Annotated in this window: 10 protein-coding genes; 9 read left to right on the top strand and 1 reads right to left on the bottom strand. The window is 40.1% G+C overall.

What is annotated here, in order from left to right:
* Positions 1-390: 390 nt before the first annotated feature.
* From NYE58_RS33475 to galU, 6 genes are all read left to right on the top strand, one after another.
* A complete protein-coding gene (locus tag NYE58_RS33475) occupies positions 391-600 on the top strand; it encodes a DUF2759 family protein (protein ID WP_036678627.1) in 210 nt (69 codons plus the stop codon).
* A 128-nt stretch (positions 601-728) separates the two neighbouring features.
* The gene (locus NYE58_RS33470) at positions 729-1,826 is read left to right on the top strand and encodes a S1C family serine protease (protein ID WP_405173411.1); all 1,098 of its coding nucleotides are present in this window, start codon (positions 729-731) and stop codon (positions 1,824-1,826) included.
* Between the two features lie 27 nt (positions 1,827-1,853).
* Positions 1,854-3,767: a stalk domain-containing protein gene (locus NYE58_RS33465; RefSeq protein WP_341004034.1), complete on the top strand. Its 1,914-nt coding sequence runs from the start codon at positions 1,854-1,856 to the stop codon at positions 3,765-3,767.
* Between the two features lie 81 nt (positions 3,768-3,848).
* On the top strand, positions 3,849-4,052 hold the full coding sequence (locus NYE58_RS33460; RefSeq protein ID WP_341004033.1) for a hypothetical protein: 204 nt from the start codon (positions 3,849-3,851) through the stop codon (positions 4,050-4,052).
* A 408-nt stretch (positions 4,053-4,460) separates the two neighbouring features.
* Positions 4,461-6,983 (top strand): U32 family peptidase, encoded by a 2,523-nt coding sequence (locus NYE58_RS33455; protein WP_341004032.1) that lies wholly within the window; start codon positions 4,461-4,463, stop codon positions 6,981-6,983.
* A gap of 278 nt (positions 6,984-7,261) precedes the next feature.
* Complete coding sequence (gene galU, locus NYE58_RS33450) at positions 7,262-8,149, top strand: UTP--glucose-1-phosphate uridylyltransferase GalU (protein WP_076220717.1); 888 nt, start codon at positions 7,262-7,264, stop codon at positions 8,147-8,149.
* A 65-nt stretch (positions 8,150-8,214) separates the two neighbouring features.
* On the opposite strand, the gene NYE58_RS33445 is transcribed toward galU, so the two are convergent.
* Positions 8,215-10,980, bottom strand: a complete 2,766-nt coding sequence (locus NYE58_RS33445) for an O-antigen ligase family protein (RefSeq protein ID WP_341004030.1) — start codon at positions 10,978-10,980, stop codon at positions 8,215-8,217.
* Positions 10,981-11,093: 113 nt separating this feature from the next.
* Here NYE58_RS33445 and NYE58_RS33440 point away from each other — a divergent pair, with 113 nt between their 5' ends.
* The 3 genes from NYE58_RS33440 to NYE58_RS33430 are packed head-to-tail and all read left to right on the top strand — an operon-like array spanning position 11,094 to position 16,749.
* Positions 11,094-12,464, top strand: a complete 1,371-nt coding sequence (locus NYE58_RS33440) for an ABC transporter permease (RefSeq protein ID WP_341004029.1) — start codon at positions 11,094-11,096, stop codon at positions 12,462-12,464.
* 10 nt (positions 12,465-12,474) lie between these two features.
* Positions 12,475-13,692 (top strand): ABC transporter ATP-binding protein, encoded by a 1,218-nt coding sequence (locus NYE58_RS33435; protein ID WP_076220620.1) that lies wholly within the window; start codon positions 12,475-12,477, stop codon positions 13,690-13,692.
* A gap of 30 nt (positions 13,693-13,722) precedes the next feature.
* Positions 13,723-16,749, top strand: coding sequence for a glycosyltransferase (locus tag NYE58_RS33430; RefSeq protein ID WP_341004028.1), 3,027 nt, complete (start codon positions 13,723-13,725; stop codon positions 16,747-16,749).
* Positions 16,750-16,752 lie beyond the last annotated feature (3 nt).

The following is a 16,752-nucleotide window of genomic DNA, read 5'->3' as shown; positions in this document are numbered from 1 at the left end:
TGAGCTGATAATCGATTAATTTTAGGGAATATTTCCCTAATTCATTAACACCCTAAATTTCGAGCCCAGAGTTCTAAGTTCTGAATTCCAATTCCAATTCCAATTCACTGCTCAATTTATCTCATCTCTAAAGCAGTTAACGGACTTTCTATTGTAACCTTCATGACGATAGAGTTGATTGGACTCACAGTACTTTCACTAAGCCACCCCAATTGTCAGTGATCAATCTCATCGTTATTACGGATTTTGCAGGGATAAAATATATTTTTTACGACAAATACATAATTTTTCTACAAAACCTATTGCATCGCCCAAATGGTAGCGATAACATAGAAGGTGATATGGGGATTACTGGATCTTGCTTGACAACATTTTTGAGGAGGTAAGGTTATGCTGCTTGCAGAAGTTGCCGCGCAAGGACCGTCTAAATTTCATACCTTTGATGTGTTTATGATTTTATTTACCATCTTGATTTTGGTCGGGGTTGTTCGACTATTGAAAGCTCCCCAGAAGAACAAATTTGCCATTGGTTTTGGAGCCGTTAGCTTGCTGGTTTTTGTGATCTCTGACTATGCCATGGTGATGCATTGGTTAAGTTAATGAAAGAACTAAATTGAACAGCTTTGCACCAAAAGACTCCTTTAACGCCATGGGCGCATTGAAGGCGTCTTTTTTCAAATAATATAATGTAAAATTTATCCATGAGCAAAGAGAGGGTCTGGTGAGGAATGAGGAGTATTGGGGAGAAGCTGGTGAAGAAAGGATTAGGTCTATTACTGTGCGGCGTAGTGCTGTCGGGAGTATGGAGTCAGTCGGTGTTTGCTTTTGATAGTACTAGTAAGGTGGTTAGTAAAGCAGCGGCAGAAGATCCGATACCTGGAATTATTAAAAGTATCACTCCTTCTGTTGTGGGCATTATCGGCAAAGACGAGAGTGGCGGGAATAGTGGCCCGGATGATCGGTACAATCTGACGCATGGCTCCGGCATCATTGTGAAATCGAACGGATGGATTGTAACCAATGCTCATGTAATCAAGGATCTGCAAAATGCCATAGTGGTCACTTCGGACTCCAAAACCTACAGCGTTAAAGAAACCTATCTGGATGAAGTTAGTGATCTGGCGCTGATCAAAATCAATGCCACCCATTTAAAGCCCGCCAAGTTTATTCCAGCGAATAGCAAAACAGTGGTTGGGGAGAAGGTTATTGCTATCGGAACACCGATTAGCTTTTCTCTACGAAACTCAGCGACTGTAGGCGTTATAAGTGGTCTTAACCGTGAGGTAGATGCGGCTTATCGTCTTATCCAGAGTGACACTGCGATTAATCCCGGAAACAGCGGAGGGCCGCTTGTAAATATGAAAGGTGAGGTGCTGGGAATCAACAGCCTGAAATACTCAGCGGTGGGTGTGGAAAATATGGGGTTTTCGATTCCAGCGAATACTGTGCAGTATATTATGAACCAACTTTTAAAATATGGTGAGGTACAGCATCCGAGTCTGGGGCTAGAGCTGGAGGCGAGCTGGTCTACGATTGTGGGATTGCCAACGCTGGACCCGCTGTCCGTCACTAAGGTGGTATCTTCAGAAGCGCTCAAGTCAGGGGTTGCTGAAGGGGACGTCTTGTATAGCATCGACGGGCATCGTGTGGTCTCACTAGTTGATATTAATGAATTGTTCAAAAGCTACCTGCCGGGAGCAACTGTGCGGCTGGTTATGCAAAGCGATGGGGATATCGTCGTCCGTAAACTCGTGCTCACTCAAGGTGATCCGTTGTTAAGCGGAGATGATTATGAAACGGATGGGGACGAGCACGCGGAAGAGTGATTAGCAAACTGGAGAGGGGGACGGTAAATGGGCTTTAAAATTTTAAAACAAGGATTTTGTGCGATGCTGGCCTTATTACTGCTATTTTCTATATTACCCATACAAACAGCATTAGCTTCACAAGGAGATAAGCTACAGCTGAGTCTAAAAGTTGGCAGTACTTCAGCTACGGTGAATGGTAAGAAGGTGGCTATCGAGCAGCCTTATACGGAGAATGGAACGGTTATGGTCCCGCTTGGGGTTTTTAAAAAGACGTTTGGCAGCACTGTTTCCTTAGAGCAGAACGATGTTGTAAAAGTAACCTACGGTACACATTCAGGGGTGATGACGATTGGGAGTGATATCGCTTGGAAGGATGGGATCAAAGTTAAACTGGGCTCAGCGCCCCGGATGGTTTCAGACGTGCTGATGGTACCGCTACGTTTTGTAGCTGATGTGTTAGGTGCGACTCTCTCTCAAGGGAGTGGGGGTGAGCTAATGGTTACCCTAGTTCCTATAGACAACGAAGAAGATACGCCAGAGGAGGCTGGGATTGACAGCGATGTTGGTAAGACTCAAATTGGGAACAGCTATTTTCAATGGACACTGAATTATCCCTCTGGGCTGATTGCTGGAAATAGCGGTGGAGATGAAAGTGTGGCTACCTTTTCAAGTGCGGACAATCTATATTATGTGGAGATTCATGTAAGTGACCAGGCGGTTGCGGTGGATGCGGATGGGCTGCTGGAACAGCTGGTTCGGGAGGTCGAGGCAGGTGGGGAGTTGATATTGGATCGGGAGTCGTTCCCCAAAGCCGCGGTACCTTATGCTAGATTGATCAGTAAAGATTCCAGTGGAGCGCTCTGGGAAAGCAGACTGTTATATGCTGAAGGTCGACTCTACGAGATTTATTTGACGGATAACAAAGCAGTTAATTATAAGGATTTTGCTAAATATACAGGATTACTTAACTCTTTCCAGCCTTCTTTTGATACTAAAAGCAAAAAAATCCGTGATCTTTCTACGGTGAAAAGTGGATTGCGTGACGCGTACAATGAGGACTATGGGATTTCACTACAGGTTCCCGCAGATTGGAGTAAGGATGACCAGCATCTCTATTACGAGAGTAAGCAGGGAAGTCATCTGAGTGTGGCAGTTACCTCGGCACCTGCTGGTTCTACACTAGAGAGCTGGGCTGAAGATCTGAAAATCAAAACTAAAGAAAACTTTGTAGCGGATGCTTATATTCTGAAAGACAGCAACAAGTCGGAGATCTCGGGCGTATCCGCACAAATTAATGAGCTACAGCTAAATTACGGCAACGGTGTTACTACAGAATATCAAGCTCTCATACTCAAAAATGGGTATCGTTACTATTTTGAATATGTAACAGCTGCTGGGCAAGATGACGATAAGGCAAAATTCAAAGCCATCATATCCTCTATTGATATTGATTTTGCTCTGCTGAAGGAGAACTTCGGGCGGCTCGCTAGTGATGATTATAAGACGCTCAAAAATAAGACACTAACCAAAGTATCCAAAACCTACGGTTATGCCATTGATATTCCAAGTTTATGGACACCTTATCAGGATATTTTCGAGACGCAGTCGATTGAGTATCGCTTCAGCGGAGGACGTCTACAGATCAATTCAAAACCCGAGGGTTCAGTGGATTATACAGTTAATGTGCTCAAAGATGCTTATCAAAATAAAAATAATGATCCTAAAGGCTCTCGTATAGAAAGTGTAGTGGAATCTACCATTGCGGATGTCCCTGCTACGATCATAACTGTACATCAAATCAAAAATGGCATCCCTCTTCGCAGTAAGCAGGTTGTGTTTGGTAAAAATGATGTGGTCTACACGATTACCGTTACGCTGAATGATGCCAATGCCACTGCAGAACAGCAGGCTCTGTTAGACAAGACACTACAATCGTTTCGGTTTACAAACAGTAAGTAGTTAAAAAAGTACGAAAATCGTAGCTGAAACACGAATAGAGGCGTATAATTTAATCAGACGAAGAACGTCCCAGTTGCCGATTTGGCTTGGGGCGTTCTTTATTTGGATAAAGGGGGAAAAGGGATTCGACCTAAGGATGTTATGAACGATTATGGCGTTAACTTTCGTACTGCTCGTAAATGGTTGCAGAGTTTAGTGGATAAGGGATACCTGCGGCCTATTATTAAAAATACATATATTTGTTACTATAAACCGATAGAAGGGTTGTCGGAAGGGTTGTTTTAGAGGTTCGGAGCCAATGTTATCCAAGTTGGGCATAATGTGAATAGCTAAAGGGTGGATTGATGTATTTGATACAACATTCTATCGTATGTCCCGTATGTCACGGATTTTCTAGTGAATTGTTGTAAATGTTGCAACTTTTTGTACCGGTTGTCGATACTAGAGTGTGAGAATGATGCTTTATGTACAACATTTAGTTGTCGAAGCGCTGAATTGGGCAATAAAGTTGCATGTTCTACAACATTCATGGAGTAAAGAGCAATAAGCAAGAAGTCAGCTTCCTGACAGCATTATGACTTTTATTCTATATAAATGTTGGTAAACGCATAGCGCTCAAGTGTGATATTTGATACAATTATCAAGTTAATCAACTAGAAATGACCCGTCAAATGGCGGTTTGGGAGGATATAAATGAAAGAGCAACAAATACGCAGAGAAGACGTGGAGCTATTGGCACCCGCAGGTGATTGGAACTGCATGCGTGCAGCGGTAGCAAACGGAGCGGATGCTATCTTTTTTGGCGTAGAGAAGTTTAATGCACGGGCCAGAGCGAACAACTTTCGCATGGACGAGCTGTCGGAAATTATGGCGTTTTTGCATAGCTATGGTGTGAAGGGCTTTTTGACCTTTAATATACTGGTTTTTGAAAATGAATTGTCTGATGCAAAAGAACTGATTGATGCGTGCGTGGATGCTGGCGTGGACGCAGTAATTGTACAAGATTTAGGTTTGGTCAAAATGATCCGCGAAATCTCACCGGATTTCCCGATTCACGGATCGACACAGATGACCATTACTTCGCCGGAAGCGGTCGAGTTTACTAAACCTTTCAGTTTGGAACGTGTGGTATTAGGTCGTGAGAACAATTTGAAACAAATTCGTACGATCGGGGAGCAAGCCCGCTTACCGATGGAAGTATTCGTACACGGTGCTTTGTGTGTTTCCTACTCAGGTCAATGTCTGACCTCTGAAATGTGGGGCGGACGTTCTGCCAACCGCGGTGAATGTGCTCAGGCTTGCCGCCTGCCGTATGATCTGATGGTGGATGGTGAGGTAAAACCTATGGGAGACGTAACTTATTTGCTTTCTCCTAAGGACCTGGCAGCAATTGATCTAATGCCTGAACTGATCGAGGCGGGTGTGACTTCTTTTAAAATCGAAGGTCGCCTCAAAAGCCCGGAATATGTAGCGAATGTAGTTAGTAAGTATCGTAAAGCGATTGATCGGTATTTTGAAGGCGATCTGTCCAAACCTTCGAAGGAGGAGGTGCGCGAGCTGCAACAAAGCTTCTCCCGCGGGTTTACACATGGTTTCCTGGATGGAACGAACAATAAGAAACTGGTAGACGGGACTTTCCCAAAAAGCCGTGGTGTATATTTGGGGACGGTTGAGCAAATTCTGCGTGACGGAGTGGTCTGCCGTATTCATGCACCGCTTAAGCGTGGGGACGGAATTGTTTTTGACGCTGGCGATCCGACGAAAAAAGAAGAAGGCGGTCGTGTCTACGACCTTCGTCGTAAAGGTGTGAAGCTGGAAGGCGAAGCCGGAGAAGGCTGGATCATCGACATCGTAGCCGGTCGTAATGATGTGGATCTTCGTCGTCTAAATGTCGGTGACCGCATTTGGAAGACAAATGACCCTGCGTTAGATAAGGCGCTGCGCCAGACTTATGAAACTGAAAAGCCGTACCGGGTATTTCCGGTACATGTTAGAGTGCAAGGCTGCGTCGGCGAGAAGCTGACGACTTGGTGGACGGACGTTCAGAAGAACGTTACCGTCCGTGTGGACTCGGAGCTCGCGCTGGAAGCCGCGCAAAAGCGTCCGATGGATACCGCGCTGCTGGAAGAACAATTCGGCCGCCTGGGCGGGACCGTGTTCCAGCTTGACGCGTTGGAGTCGCATCTGCAAGGCGACGTCATCGTCCCTATGCGCGAGCTGAACAGCATCCGCCGCCAAGCGGTGGAGCTGCTTGCGGGCGAGCGCCCGAAACCGCCCGTCTATGTGAAACGGGCGATCGAGGTTTACGGCGACGCCACCCACAAGGGCGTCGCTCCGCAGCGCGCTGGTGAAGCGGAGCTCACCGCGCTGTGCCGCAGCCTGCCGCAGGTGCAGGCTGCGCTCGAGGCCGGCGTGAGAAACATCTACGCCGACTTCGAGTTTATCAAGCAGTTCCCGGCAGCGGTAGATGCGGTACGGGCTGCAGGGGCCAGCATAGCGCTGGCCACGCCGCGCATTCATATGCCGGGCGAGAACGGCTACCACGCGAATATTCTTCGCTTGCAACCGGATGCTGTGCTCGTGCGTAATACAGGCGCGTTATATTATTATCTGCGCCGCCGCCAGGAGCAGCCGGATGCTGTGCATCCACGGCTGATCGGTGATTTCTCACTGAATATCGCCAATCATAAAGCAGTGGATTTGTTCCTTGAGGCTGGCTGTGACATAGTAACGCCATCCTATGACTTGAACATTCAACAGATGGTTGATCTGCTTGAACACAGTGATACGTCCCGGATGGAGGTCGTTATCCATCAGCATTTGCCGATGTTCCATACTGAACACTGTGTGTATTGTACCTTTATGAGTGAAGGCACAGACTATACGAACTGTGGTCGTCCTTGTGAAGAGCACCGTGCTTCTTTGCAAGACCGTATTGGAATGTCACATCCAGTTCGTGTGGATGAAGGCTGCCGTAATACCGTCTATAACGCTGTTGAGCAGTCTGGTGCGGAGTATTTGAACAATTTCCGTGACCTAGGAGTATCTTCATACCGAGTGGAGTTCTTGGAAGAGACGCCAGAGCAAGTGGCTGAGGTAATCAGCCTCTACAGTCGCGCTCTGCGTGGTGAAATCTCTGGTACACAAGTATGGAAGAGCCTAAAGGCTACTAATCAACTTGGCGTAACGCGTGGGCAATTGGTAAATGCGAAGTAATAAGAGTTAAAGAAAGGGCTAAGTAACTACCAGGTAGATGCTGGTATTGCTTAGCCCTTTTATTAGATTTGATCTCGCCCTCACCTAAATTTGCATATACTAAAAAGTATATCGTGAGGGTATTCCTTCCCTCTCACTTCAATGGAATAGATATACAAATATAACAAACACTCTGACATAAATGTGCTGTAACTGCTATAATTGAAAGAAATATGCCATTTTAGGGTACATACAGATATGTAAATTGAAAAGAGTATACGATAGAAGGAGTTAATGTGATGAAGATCCGTAAAGCGATTATTCCCGCCGCAGGTCTCGGCACTCGTTTTTTACCTGCGACCAAAGCAATGCCTAAAGAAATGCTTCCGATTGTAGATAAACCGACGATCCAATATATTGTTGAAGAAGCGGTCGCTTCCGGGATCGAGGATATTATTATTGTAACGGGGAAAGGCAAACGTGCGATTGAAGACCACTTTGATAACTCTTTTGAACTGGAATTTAACCTAGCGGAGAAGCAAAAGTGGGAGCTTCTTGAATCTGTTCGTAAATCTTCCGAAATGGCAGATATCCATTACATTCGTCAAAAAGAACCAAGAGGTCTCGGACATGCGATTTGGTGTGCACGTAAATTCATAGGAAACGAACCGTTTGCTGTCCTACTAGGCGATGACATTGTTGAAGCGAACATACCATGCCTCAAACAGATGATTGACATATATGATGAGTATAAATCTTCTATCGTGGGTGTTCAGCCTGTTCCGTGGGAGGAAGTATCCCGGTATGGTGTTGTAGATGGTTCGCCTTTGGCGGAACGTGTCTACAAGGCAAATCGTCTAGTAGAGAAGCCGAAGAGAGAAGAGGCTCCATCGAACTTAGCTATTCTGGGACGATATATTTTAACCCCACGAATCTTCGATATGCTTGGTGAGCAGCAAGTAGGTGTGGGTGGAGAGATCCAACTTACCGATGCGATAGCACGTCTAAGTGAGGTTGAACGAATTATTGCCTATGACTTTGAAGGTAAACGTCATGATGTTGGTGAGAAAATGGGCTTTATCCAGACCACCATTCATTATGCACTTCAACACGAGGAACTCAAAGATGATTTGCTTCGATATATGAAAGAGCTTGTCGAAAGCGAAGCGGCCAAAACAGGGAAATGATTTTAAATAATTACAAAGGAAAATAGCCTCCTACTGTAATCCAGTGAGAGGCTATTTTTTATTCATTAGTTTCTATCTTGGAGTTGCATATTCGCAATTTCTTCGATCTGTGCTGCTTCCGCAGGATCGGCTGCGATCAGCTTATCATACACTGCTTGATCTTGGTTGTTCGTTTTTTGTAATGCGGCGAGGTACCAGCGAGCGATTTCACGATTATTAGCATCTGAGAAATCTTGGCTTAGTACCGATTTTAAAGTAGCCACCGAGGGTTTGAATTGTCTTGACATGTATTGCATTGTTCCAACCTTCAGTGTCACATCCGGAGCAGGAGTCTTGGAAGGATCGTTATCAGCCAATATATGATTGTAGGCCAAAAGCCCAATGACAAAGCCAGCTTTCATGTGTTCTACTCTATCTTCATCATCTTGTTGTGCATAAGCTGCCTGCCCCAAATCAAATGAACGGCTGATTAGTGAACTGTACCAATTTATATCCCACGGAGTTTCGTTGTTCATTATATCCGTGTAATTAGGATCCGAATTAAGCTTCAGAGTGGTCTTCGCTGCATCCTCTTGTCCGGATATAAGTTGCATTTTGCCAACGTTTAAAGCGATAGTTGGCGTTACTGAGAAAGGACGCCCTTGCAGTTGTTCTGGTGGAAGAGTCTTCAGATGTTCAATCCCAGCGAGAACGTGGTTATATGCTTCAAGCTCTTCTGCGAAGTACTTTTCTTTCTTAACTTCATCCTTTTGATTAAGGGCTTGCTGGCCTAATACAAAGGATCGTCTGATTAATTCATCATACCAACTAATATCCCAATTGAACTTATCAGCATTGTCGAGGTATACATTGTATGCAAGGTCACTTTGACCCTTTAAATCATAGTAGCTCGCCATTTGAGCTAAAAGATTTTTGTTGTAGGGCTCATCTTTGAGCGCACGAGTTAATACATTATTTGCTTCAACAAGAAATTGCTCATCTTGCGTTTGGTTGAATACCGTCATATCTAAAGCAGATAAGGAGAGGGCGGATTCAGGATGATTAGGGCGGCTTTTTAAGGCTTTAACCAACGGTGCTTTAATTTCTTCATATGAAGTGCTCACTCTAATTAGATTCTTACCCTTTAGAGCAGCATTATTGGAGCCTATATAGCTGATCGAAAGGAATAACAAGAACACAGTACCTATTGTGAGAGCTGCGAAATATCCAAGCCGAATACCGGCTTTATTCCAATTTTTTCGTAACTTTTTGCTGTCCATCACAACTGCCATCCCAGCCAGTCCAAGGAAGACGAGTATCCCCATGAAGGCATAACTCATATTGAAATCAAGTAAACTGTGCACAAGAATCGATAAAGCAATGATTAGATAGAAGAAACCATTTTCAAAATCATTTTTATCCCGTTTTACATACCCGCGAATATACTTATAGAAAATATACAGAATGAAACCCATAAATACGATAAAACCAAGAATCCCAACTTCGATCAAAAATTGAAGAAAGAAATTGTGCACCTGGCGGCTAGTATAAGGGTTATTCTGATAATGTTCATATAATGAGGACCAGCCTCCACCACCAGCACCAAGGATTGGATAATCCTTAACTACCTTCATGGCATCTTTATAAAAGGTAATCCGTTCAAGTACGCTATGTTGTTGGAAATTGATGTTCTCAAGACGAGTCTCCATATTGTCAGGTAAGATGCTTTTTGCACTCGTACCGATAAGTAAGAAAGCTACAATAGCTACTAGAGCGACAGATCCGAGCGGAATCCAAAGACCTGTTCGTTTACGTGACGACCAATTCTCTAGTTTTGCATACAACCATGGAGCGACAAAACGCTGAATGACCCAAGATAGGCCAGCTACAACTAGTGAAGCTGCTAACAGGTAACCCCAACCTTTTAAAGCGGCAGAAGAAGTGAAACTCGCATTTAACTCTATTCCTAGATTAGTTACGGGTGTTGTAATGAGCAAAGCTACAATACCAGCAACTCCTAAATGTAGAATCCAAAGGATTTGCTGTGCGGGTTTTAGAAATAGAAGCAGAAGTATAAATACCACAGGTAGCAAGACAAGGCCACCACGAGATAAGGTTAACAAGATCGACAAAATGATTGGCGCTAACATAAAGCCATGAGTCAAGGTTCCATACCAATTTTTAGAGCGAATAAGCGCGAATATTGCTACAAATAGAAAAGCCATCAAGAATGCAGCGTATGTGTTCGCATACTGAAAGATCGAAGTCAATCGAAGTCCATTAGAATCGGTCATAACTGCTTCTAAATAAATACTGTTCCGTACAGTGTTTGAGAACCAGCCCACAAGAGAGCCAGCTAATTTACTGCTGCCTAGCCAATTTAAGAGTCCAAAACCCACTATGAAATAAGCAATCGCCAATATAGCATTTTGAATGACAACATTTACTTGCTTTTGCTTCAAGAGATAAAAGGCTATAATGAAGACTGCAACATACATGCTCTGAATAAACAGCATATTCATCGCCATATAATGCGAAACTGCGACAAACAATGATAAAGCGTAGGTCACAGGCAGCAATATAGAAGCTGAAGCTACTAAATCCCTCTGCTCATCAATTTTGAATTTTTTGTAGTATAAGCCAAGGCAGACTAGCAGCAAAAGGCCGCTTAGTAATGCAGATACATAGATTGGCTTTTCGAAGTCTAATTGCTGACCGTTAAATAATCCCACTTGAAATGGGACCCAACACAAAAATAAAATGAAAGCAACAACCAATGCCCAGATCGGGATTGCTATCTTTTCTGCATTTCTCGACTGAGCGGCGTTTTTACCGTATACTGGTTTCGACACGTTATAATCTCCTTTTCCTGTAGGTACGACAATATTTTAGCATATGACTGATTTGAATTAAACTTATATATGATTTGTAAAGTTACTCAATGAAATAGTTAGGGGAAATATGAATGAAGTTATTAAAGCATCTTATTCTTTTAGGTTTTACACTTGTGATTTTCATAGGCTCTTATTACTGTATTGATTTTTATATTAAGGATAATGTTAATCTCTACTTACATATGGATGTTAAATCAGAGATATCAGATGATTATCAGATTTTTTTCTCTACTTCTAATAATGGATGGAATGAGACCGACTCAATAGGCAAACCATACCCACAGCCCGGTATTTGGCAGAGTTTGGAGTTTAAGGTTCCTAAAGGGTTTGCCTTCATTAGAATAGATCCAGGGAATAAAGAAAGCTTGGTTTCCATTAAAAATGTTCACTTTTCTGGAATATCCGACGCCCAAGTAAACTTCAATACGCTAGATTATAAACTAAATCAATTGGAATTGAAAAATATAGATGAGAATAGTGGGCAGATTGATCTTCAGTCTACGGGAAATGATCCATCTATATTGTTCAATATGAGCTCACATATTGAACAATCTCAGCAAGGGAATGATTCAGGACCAAGCATAATTTCATTGATTATCAGTTTCATAGTCGCTGGATTTTGTTACTTCATAGGAAGATTTTCGAAAGAAACTTTTAATTTCGCCCACGATTTTTTGGGAAATAAGAATCTAATAATAAATTTAGCTAAGAATGACTTCAAAACTAAATATGCTTCCTCTTATTTAGGCGTTTTATGGGGATTTATTAATCCTCTTTTGACAATAGTTACTTATTGGTTTGTTTTCCAGGTTGGTCTAAGAAGTGGAGATGTAGGAAACATACCATTTATAATTTGGTTTATTGCTGGAATTATACCTTGGTTTTTCTTTTCAGATGCATTTTCAAGTGCAACTAATGCCTTTACTGAATATAATTATCTAGTAAAAAAAGTTGTGTTTAAAATTGAATTATTACCTTTAGTAAAGGTATTTTCTGCATTTTTTGTACATCTATTTTTCATTGCCTTTATACTTATCGTTTACGCAATATATGGATATTACCCAACCCTTTATAATGCTCAATTAATATATTATGTTTTTTGCCTGTTAATATTAGTGATATCACTTTCGTTTTTCACTTCGGCGGTTGTTCTTTTCTTCAAGGATTTGAATCAAATTATAGCCGTAATATTACAAATGGGATTTTGGTTTACTCCTATTGGATGGTCGGTAACAATGTTATCTGATTTTTGGGGACGAGTGTTTAAGTTAAACCCTATGTTTTATATTGTTCAGGGATTCAGGGATTCTTTAATAGACAATGTATTATTTTTTGATAGACCGTACCAAACAGCTTATTTCTGGTTTTTATGTTTTTTGATGTTAACCTTTGGTCTTAAGGTATTTAAGAAACTTAAACCGCATTTTTCTGATGTACTTTAGGAGTGATGAGATGGACGGGATAATTGATATAAAGAATATAGTGAAATCGTACAAACTATATGATAAACCGATGGATCGTTTTAAAGAAGCTATTCATCCTTTTAAAAAGAATTACCATAAAGAGTTTGTAGCCCTAAATGGGATTACTTTATCAGTAGAAAAAGGCGATGCAATTGGTATACTAGGCAAAAATGGTTCTGGCAAATCTACGCTCTTAAAATTAATTACTGGAGTGTTGACTCCTACCAGCGGTGAGATTGAAATAAATGGGAAGATCTCTGCTATATTAGAGTTGGGAGCAGGATTTAATCCGGAATATACAGGTAGGGAAAATATTTATTTAAATGGATTAATGATGGGATACACCAGAGAAAAAATGGATGAAAAAATCGGCGCTATAATTGATTTTGCAGATATTGGGGTTTTTATAGATCAAGCGGTTAAAGTCTATTCCAGCGGAATGTTTGCAAGACTAGCCTTTGCTGTTTCGATAAATGTAGAACCAGATATTTTAATAGTAGATGAAGCCTTGGCTGTAGGAGATGCAAGGTTTCAGACAAAGTGTATTGATAAAATGAAAGAATTAAAAAGCAAAGGGACGACTATATTATTTGTCTCACATGCTTCCGAACAAGTGAAACGGTTTTGTAATAAAGCGGTGTGGATTAAGAACGGAAGAATTGAGGCAGAAGGCGATTCTAGCGAAGTTGTTGATTTATATGAAGATTACATGAGATATAGTAATTTGGAAAATAGTGATGACGTTATTGAGCTGAAGGAGTCAGCGGAAGTATCACACGATGATTTTGTTATTCCAAGTAACCCAGACATTCTATCATTGATTACTAAGGTGAATATTAATAAAAATAAGTTCAAAACGTTTGATGAAGTTGAAGTTGAGGTTGAATATGAAGTTTATGAAAAGACAATTCCAGGCTTATTAGTAGGGGTTGCGCTCTATACTCCTGATAGAGAATATATATTTGGCCCGAATACCCATCTAGAAAAAGTTAAGATTCCTGATATTAGGGGTAGGCATAAAGTGAAATATGTAATACCAAGTTTGCCATTACTTGGTGGGACGTATCAACTAGATGTAGGTCTTTTCAATAATGAAGGAATAGTTTGTTTAGATTATAAGCAAGATGTAGTTAGTTTTAATATTACGAATAAATATTTCTCTGAAGGACTTGTTTATATCAATCATAAATGGGAAATATTAAATTGATTTTTCATATCTAGATTGGAGTGTTTAAGCATGGTTGTTCCATTTGATCAATATCAAAGATATAAAAATGCAGCTGATCTTATTAATTTAATACGTGAAGACAATAAGGCTTTCTCGATCTTAGAAGTTGGGGCTAATGAGCATAAAAACTTAGAAAAGTTCCTTGTAACTGACAAAATAACTTATTTAGATATCATAGTACCAGAAGAACTTAAAAGTGATCCTTCTTATATTGAAGGGGACGCAACAAATATGCCAATTGAGACTGATACGTTTGATTTAGTAATTGCCCTTGATGTATTTGAACACATAAGTCCCTTACTCAGGCAGAATTTTATTTCTGAGTTAATGAGAGTTTCTAAACATGGGTTTATTTTGGCAGCACCTTTCAATACTACTGGTGTGGAAAATGCAGAAATTCGAGCAAATAAATATTTTGAGACTATGTATGGATTTAATTATCAATGGCTTGAAGAGCATCGCCAAAATGGTCTACCCGAAGCAGGGCAACTTATAGATTTTCTTAATGAAAAACAATGGCCATATCTTCATTTTACCCATGGAAGAGTTGATATATGGGAGAAAATGATTAAAATTCATTTTTTGGCAACTGGTAGATCGTCATTATACTCTTATAGAGAATCCATTGATGATTATTATAATACTAATATATATCAAAACGACTTTAACGGGCCCTGCTACAGAAATTTTTTCTTTGTATCTGAAAATCTCAATATGATTAAAAAAACAATGAAAATGATTGATACTAAAAATGAGAATCCAGTTAGTGTAAATGTACTTGAAAATCTGGATAATCTTGAAAAAGATTTGATTAATTTAAGTGTTTATGACCTAACACATAAAGAATTAATATCTAAAAATTTTGAATTAAAACAAAAGGACGAATTGATTGAAAAAGTCTTATATGATGTGAAACAAAAAGATGAATTGATTGAAAAATTTACAAATGAAATGCAAAATAAAGAGGAACTATTACGAAGAAAAAATGCAATAAATGAAGAATTAAATGATCTTATAACAATGAAAGAACAAGATTACAAACGTTTGGAATCAGAAAAACAGTTAGTATCTACAGAAAATCTCTCTCTCTTAGAACAAGTAGAGATTTTGCATACTGAAGTGAATCTGTTGAAGGAAGAAAATTCTCATAAAGATAATTACGTTCAACAGTTAGAACTTATATCTCAGCAGCTTAGAATAAAAAATAGAATCAAAAAGATAGTGCCGAAGAAGTTGAGAAGTAAAATTAAGTTTGGACAAACTGTATTTAAGAAATTAAAAGACAACCCGTCTTTAGCAAAGAAAGGAATTAATGAACTACGGAGGAATGGATTTAATTCCCTGAATAGTAAAATGCATTCTGCTGTCACGGTTAGTGAGTTAACATCAGATTATGCATACCAAGATATTAATCTTGAGGAAATTGAAGAGCTTAAGATAGAAATAGAAAAGTTTACTTACCGTCCTTTAATATCAATAATTATTCCAGTTTATAATGTTGAACCAAAGTGGTTGGAAATTGCAATTAACTCAGTAAAAGAGCAATTGTATTCATTCTGGGAGATCTGCATCGTAGATGATAGCTCTGATAATATTAATACAATCAAATATTTAGAAGGTATTGATGATCCGAGAATTAAAATTAAGACTTTGAAAATAAACTCGGGGATATCAAGTGCTTCTAATGAAGCTGTCTCATTAGCAGAAGGCGAGTATATTGCGTTATTGGATAATGATGACGAAATCACAAGGGACGCGTTATATCAAGTCGTCAAATCCCTTAATAAAGAAAAATCAGATATTTTATATTCTGATGAAGATAAAGTCGATGAGTATGGTAAGAAAAAGTGTCCTCTTCATAAACCAGACTGGTCTCCTGATTTATTACGGTCACAAATGTATATTGGTCATTTTTTGGTCTTCAAAAGGGAACTGTTCCACGAAGTGGGTGGGTTTAGAACTGAGTTCAACGGTAGCCAGGACTATGATCTCGTTCTAAGGATGAGTGAGAGATCATCGAAAATTCATCATATTCCCAAAGTTCTTTATTCATGGAGGGAATTAGAGACTTCTACAGCTTTGAACCCATATTCTAAACCTTATGCGCATACTGCGGGACTTGCTGCTTTAAACGAACACTTAGTGAGGGTTTTTGGTGAAGGTAACGCTTATGCTACTGAAGATGAGCATTTATTTGTTTATGATAGTAGATATAAAATCAAAACAATAAAGGCTAGTATCATTATTCCTACAAAAGATAAAATTGAACTATTGGAACCTTGTGTTTCAAGCATTATTCAAAAAACAAAGTATCCAGATTACGAAATTATTATTGTTAATAACAATTCAGTCGAACAAGAAACATTAGATTGGTTTAAACAACAAAATGATAAAAATGTAAAGATTATTGATGCTAATTATGATTTTAATTGGTCGAAACTAAATAATCATGGAATAAAGGAAGCGAGTGGCGAAGTATTTATATTTTTAAATAATGATACGGTAGTTATTAAAGAAGACTGGTTACAGCGATTAGTTGAGAAGGCTCAACGTGATGATGTTGGAACTGTTGGAGGCTTACTCCTATATGAAGATAAAACAATTCAACATGCTGGAGTTGTAATTGGTTTAGGAGGATGGGCCGATCATATCTTTAAAAGTATGGCGCCAAATCATTTTGGTTCTCCGTTTATATCGCCCATGGTCACTAGAAATGTAATTGCTTCTACTGGGGCATGTCTCGCGATATCAAAGAAGACTTTAGATAAAATCGGATTATTTAATGAAGACTTCATCATATGCGGTAGCGATGTTGAAATCTCATTACGTGCACTCCAACATAATTTAGTCAATATTTATGATCCACACGTAAGGCTATATCACTTAGAATCGAAATCAAGATCTTCTTATATACCACCAATTGATTTTGAATTATCAGCATTATTCTATGGACCGTATTTGAAGAGTGGGGATCCTTACTTTAATAAGAACTTAAGCTTGAATAGTCTTGTACCAAAATTATCTCAAGGAGAATGATGA

Source organism: Paenibacillus sp. FSL L8-0708 (genome assembly GCF_038009325.1).
GTDB lineage: Bacteria > Bacillota > Bacilli > Paenibacillales > Paenibacillaceae > Paenibacillus_AQ > Paenibacillus_AQ odorifer.
The sequence above is the reverse complement of the archived record's forward strand: the minus strand, read 5'-3'. Positions and strand labels throughout refer to the sequence as shown.

What these genes read in the sequence shown, in the direction of transcription:
- NYE58_RS33475 (WP_036678627.1), top strand. Translation starts at nt 391, where the DNA reads ATGCTGCTTGCAGAAGTTGCCGCGCAAGGACCGTCTAAATTTCATACC.
- NYE58_RS33470 (WP_405173411.1), top strand. Translation starts at nt 729, where the DNA reads ATGAGGAGTATTGGGGAGAAGCTGGTGAAGAAAGGATTAGGTCTATTA.
- NYE58_RS33465 (WP_341004034.1), top strand. Translation starts at nt 1,854, where the DNA reads ATGGGCTTTAAAATTTTAAAACAAGGATTTTGTGCGATGCTGGCCTTA.
- NYE58_RS33455 (WP_341004032.1), top strand. Translation starts at nt 4,461, where the DNA reads ATGAAAGAGCAACAAATACGCAGAGAAGACGTGGAGCTATTGGCACCC.
- galU (WP_076220717.1), top strand. Translation starts at nt 7,262, where the DNA reads ATGAAGATCCGTAAAGCGATTATTCCCGCCGCAGGTCTCGGCACTCGT.
- NYE58_RS33440 (WP_341004029.1), top strand. Translation starts at nt 11,094, where the DNA reads ATGAAGTTATTAAAGCATCTTATTCTTTTAGGTTTTACACTTGTGATT.
- NYE58_RS33435 (WP_076220620.1), top strand. Translation starts at nt 12,475, where the DNA reads ATGGACGGGATAATTGATATAAAGAATATAGTGAAATCGTACAAACTA.
- NYE58_RS33430 (WP_341004028.1), top strand. Translation starts at nt 13,723, where the DNA reads ATGGTTGTTCCATTTGATCAATATCAAAGATATAAAAATGCAGCTGAT.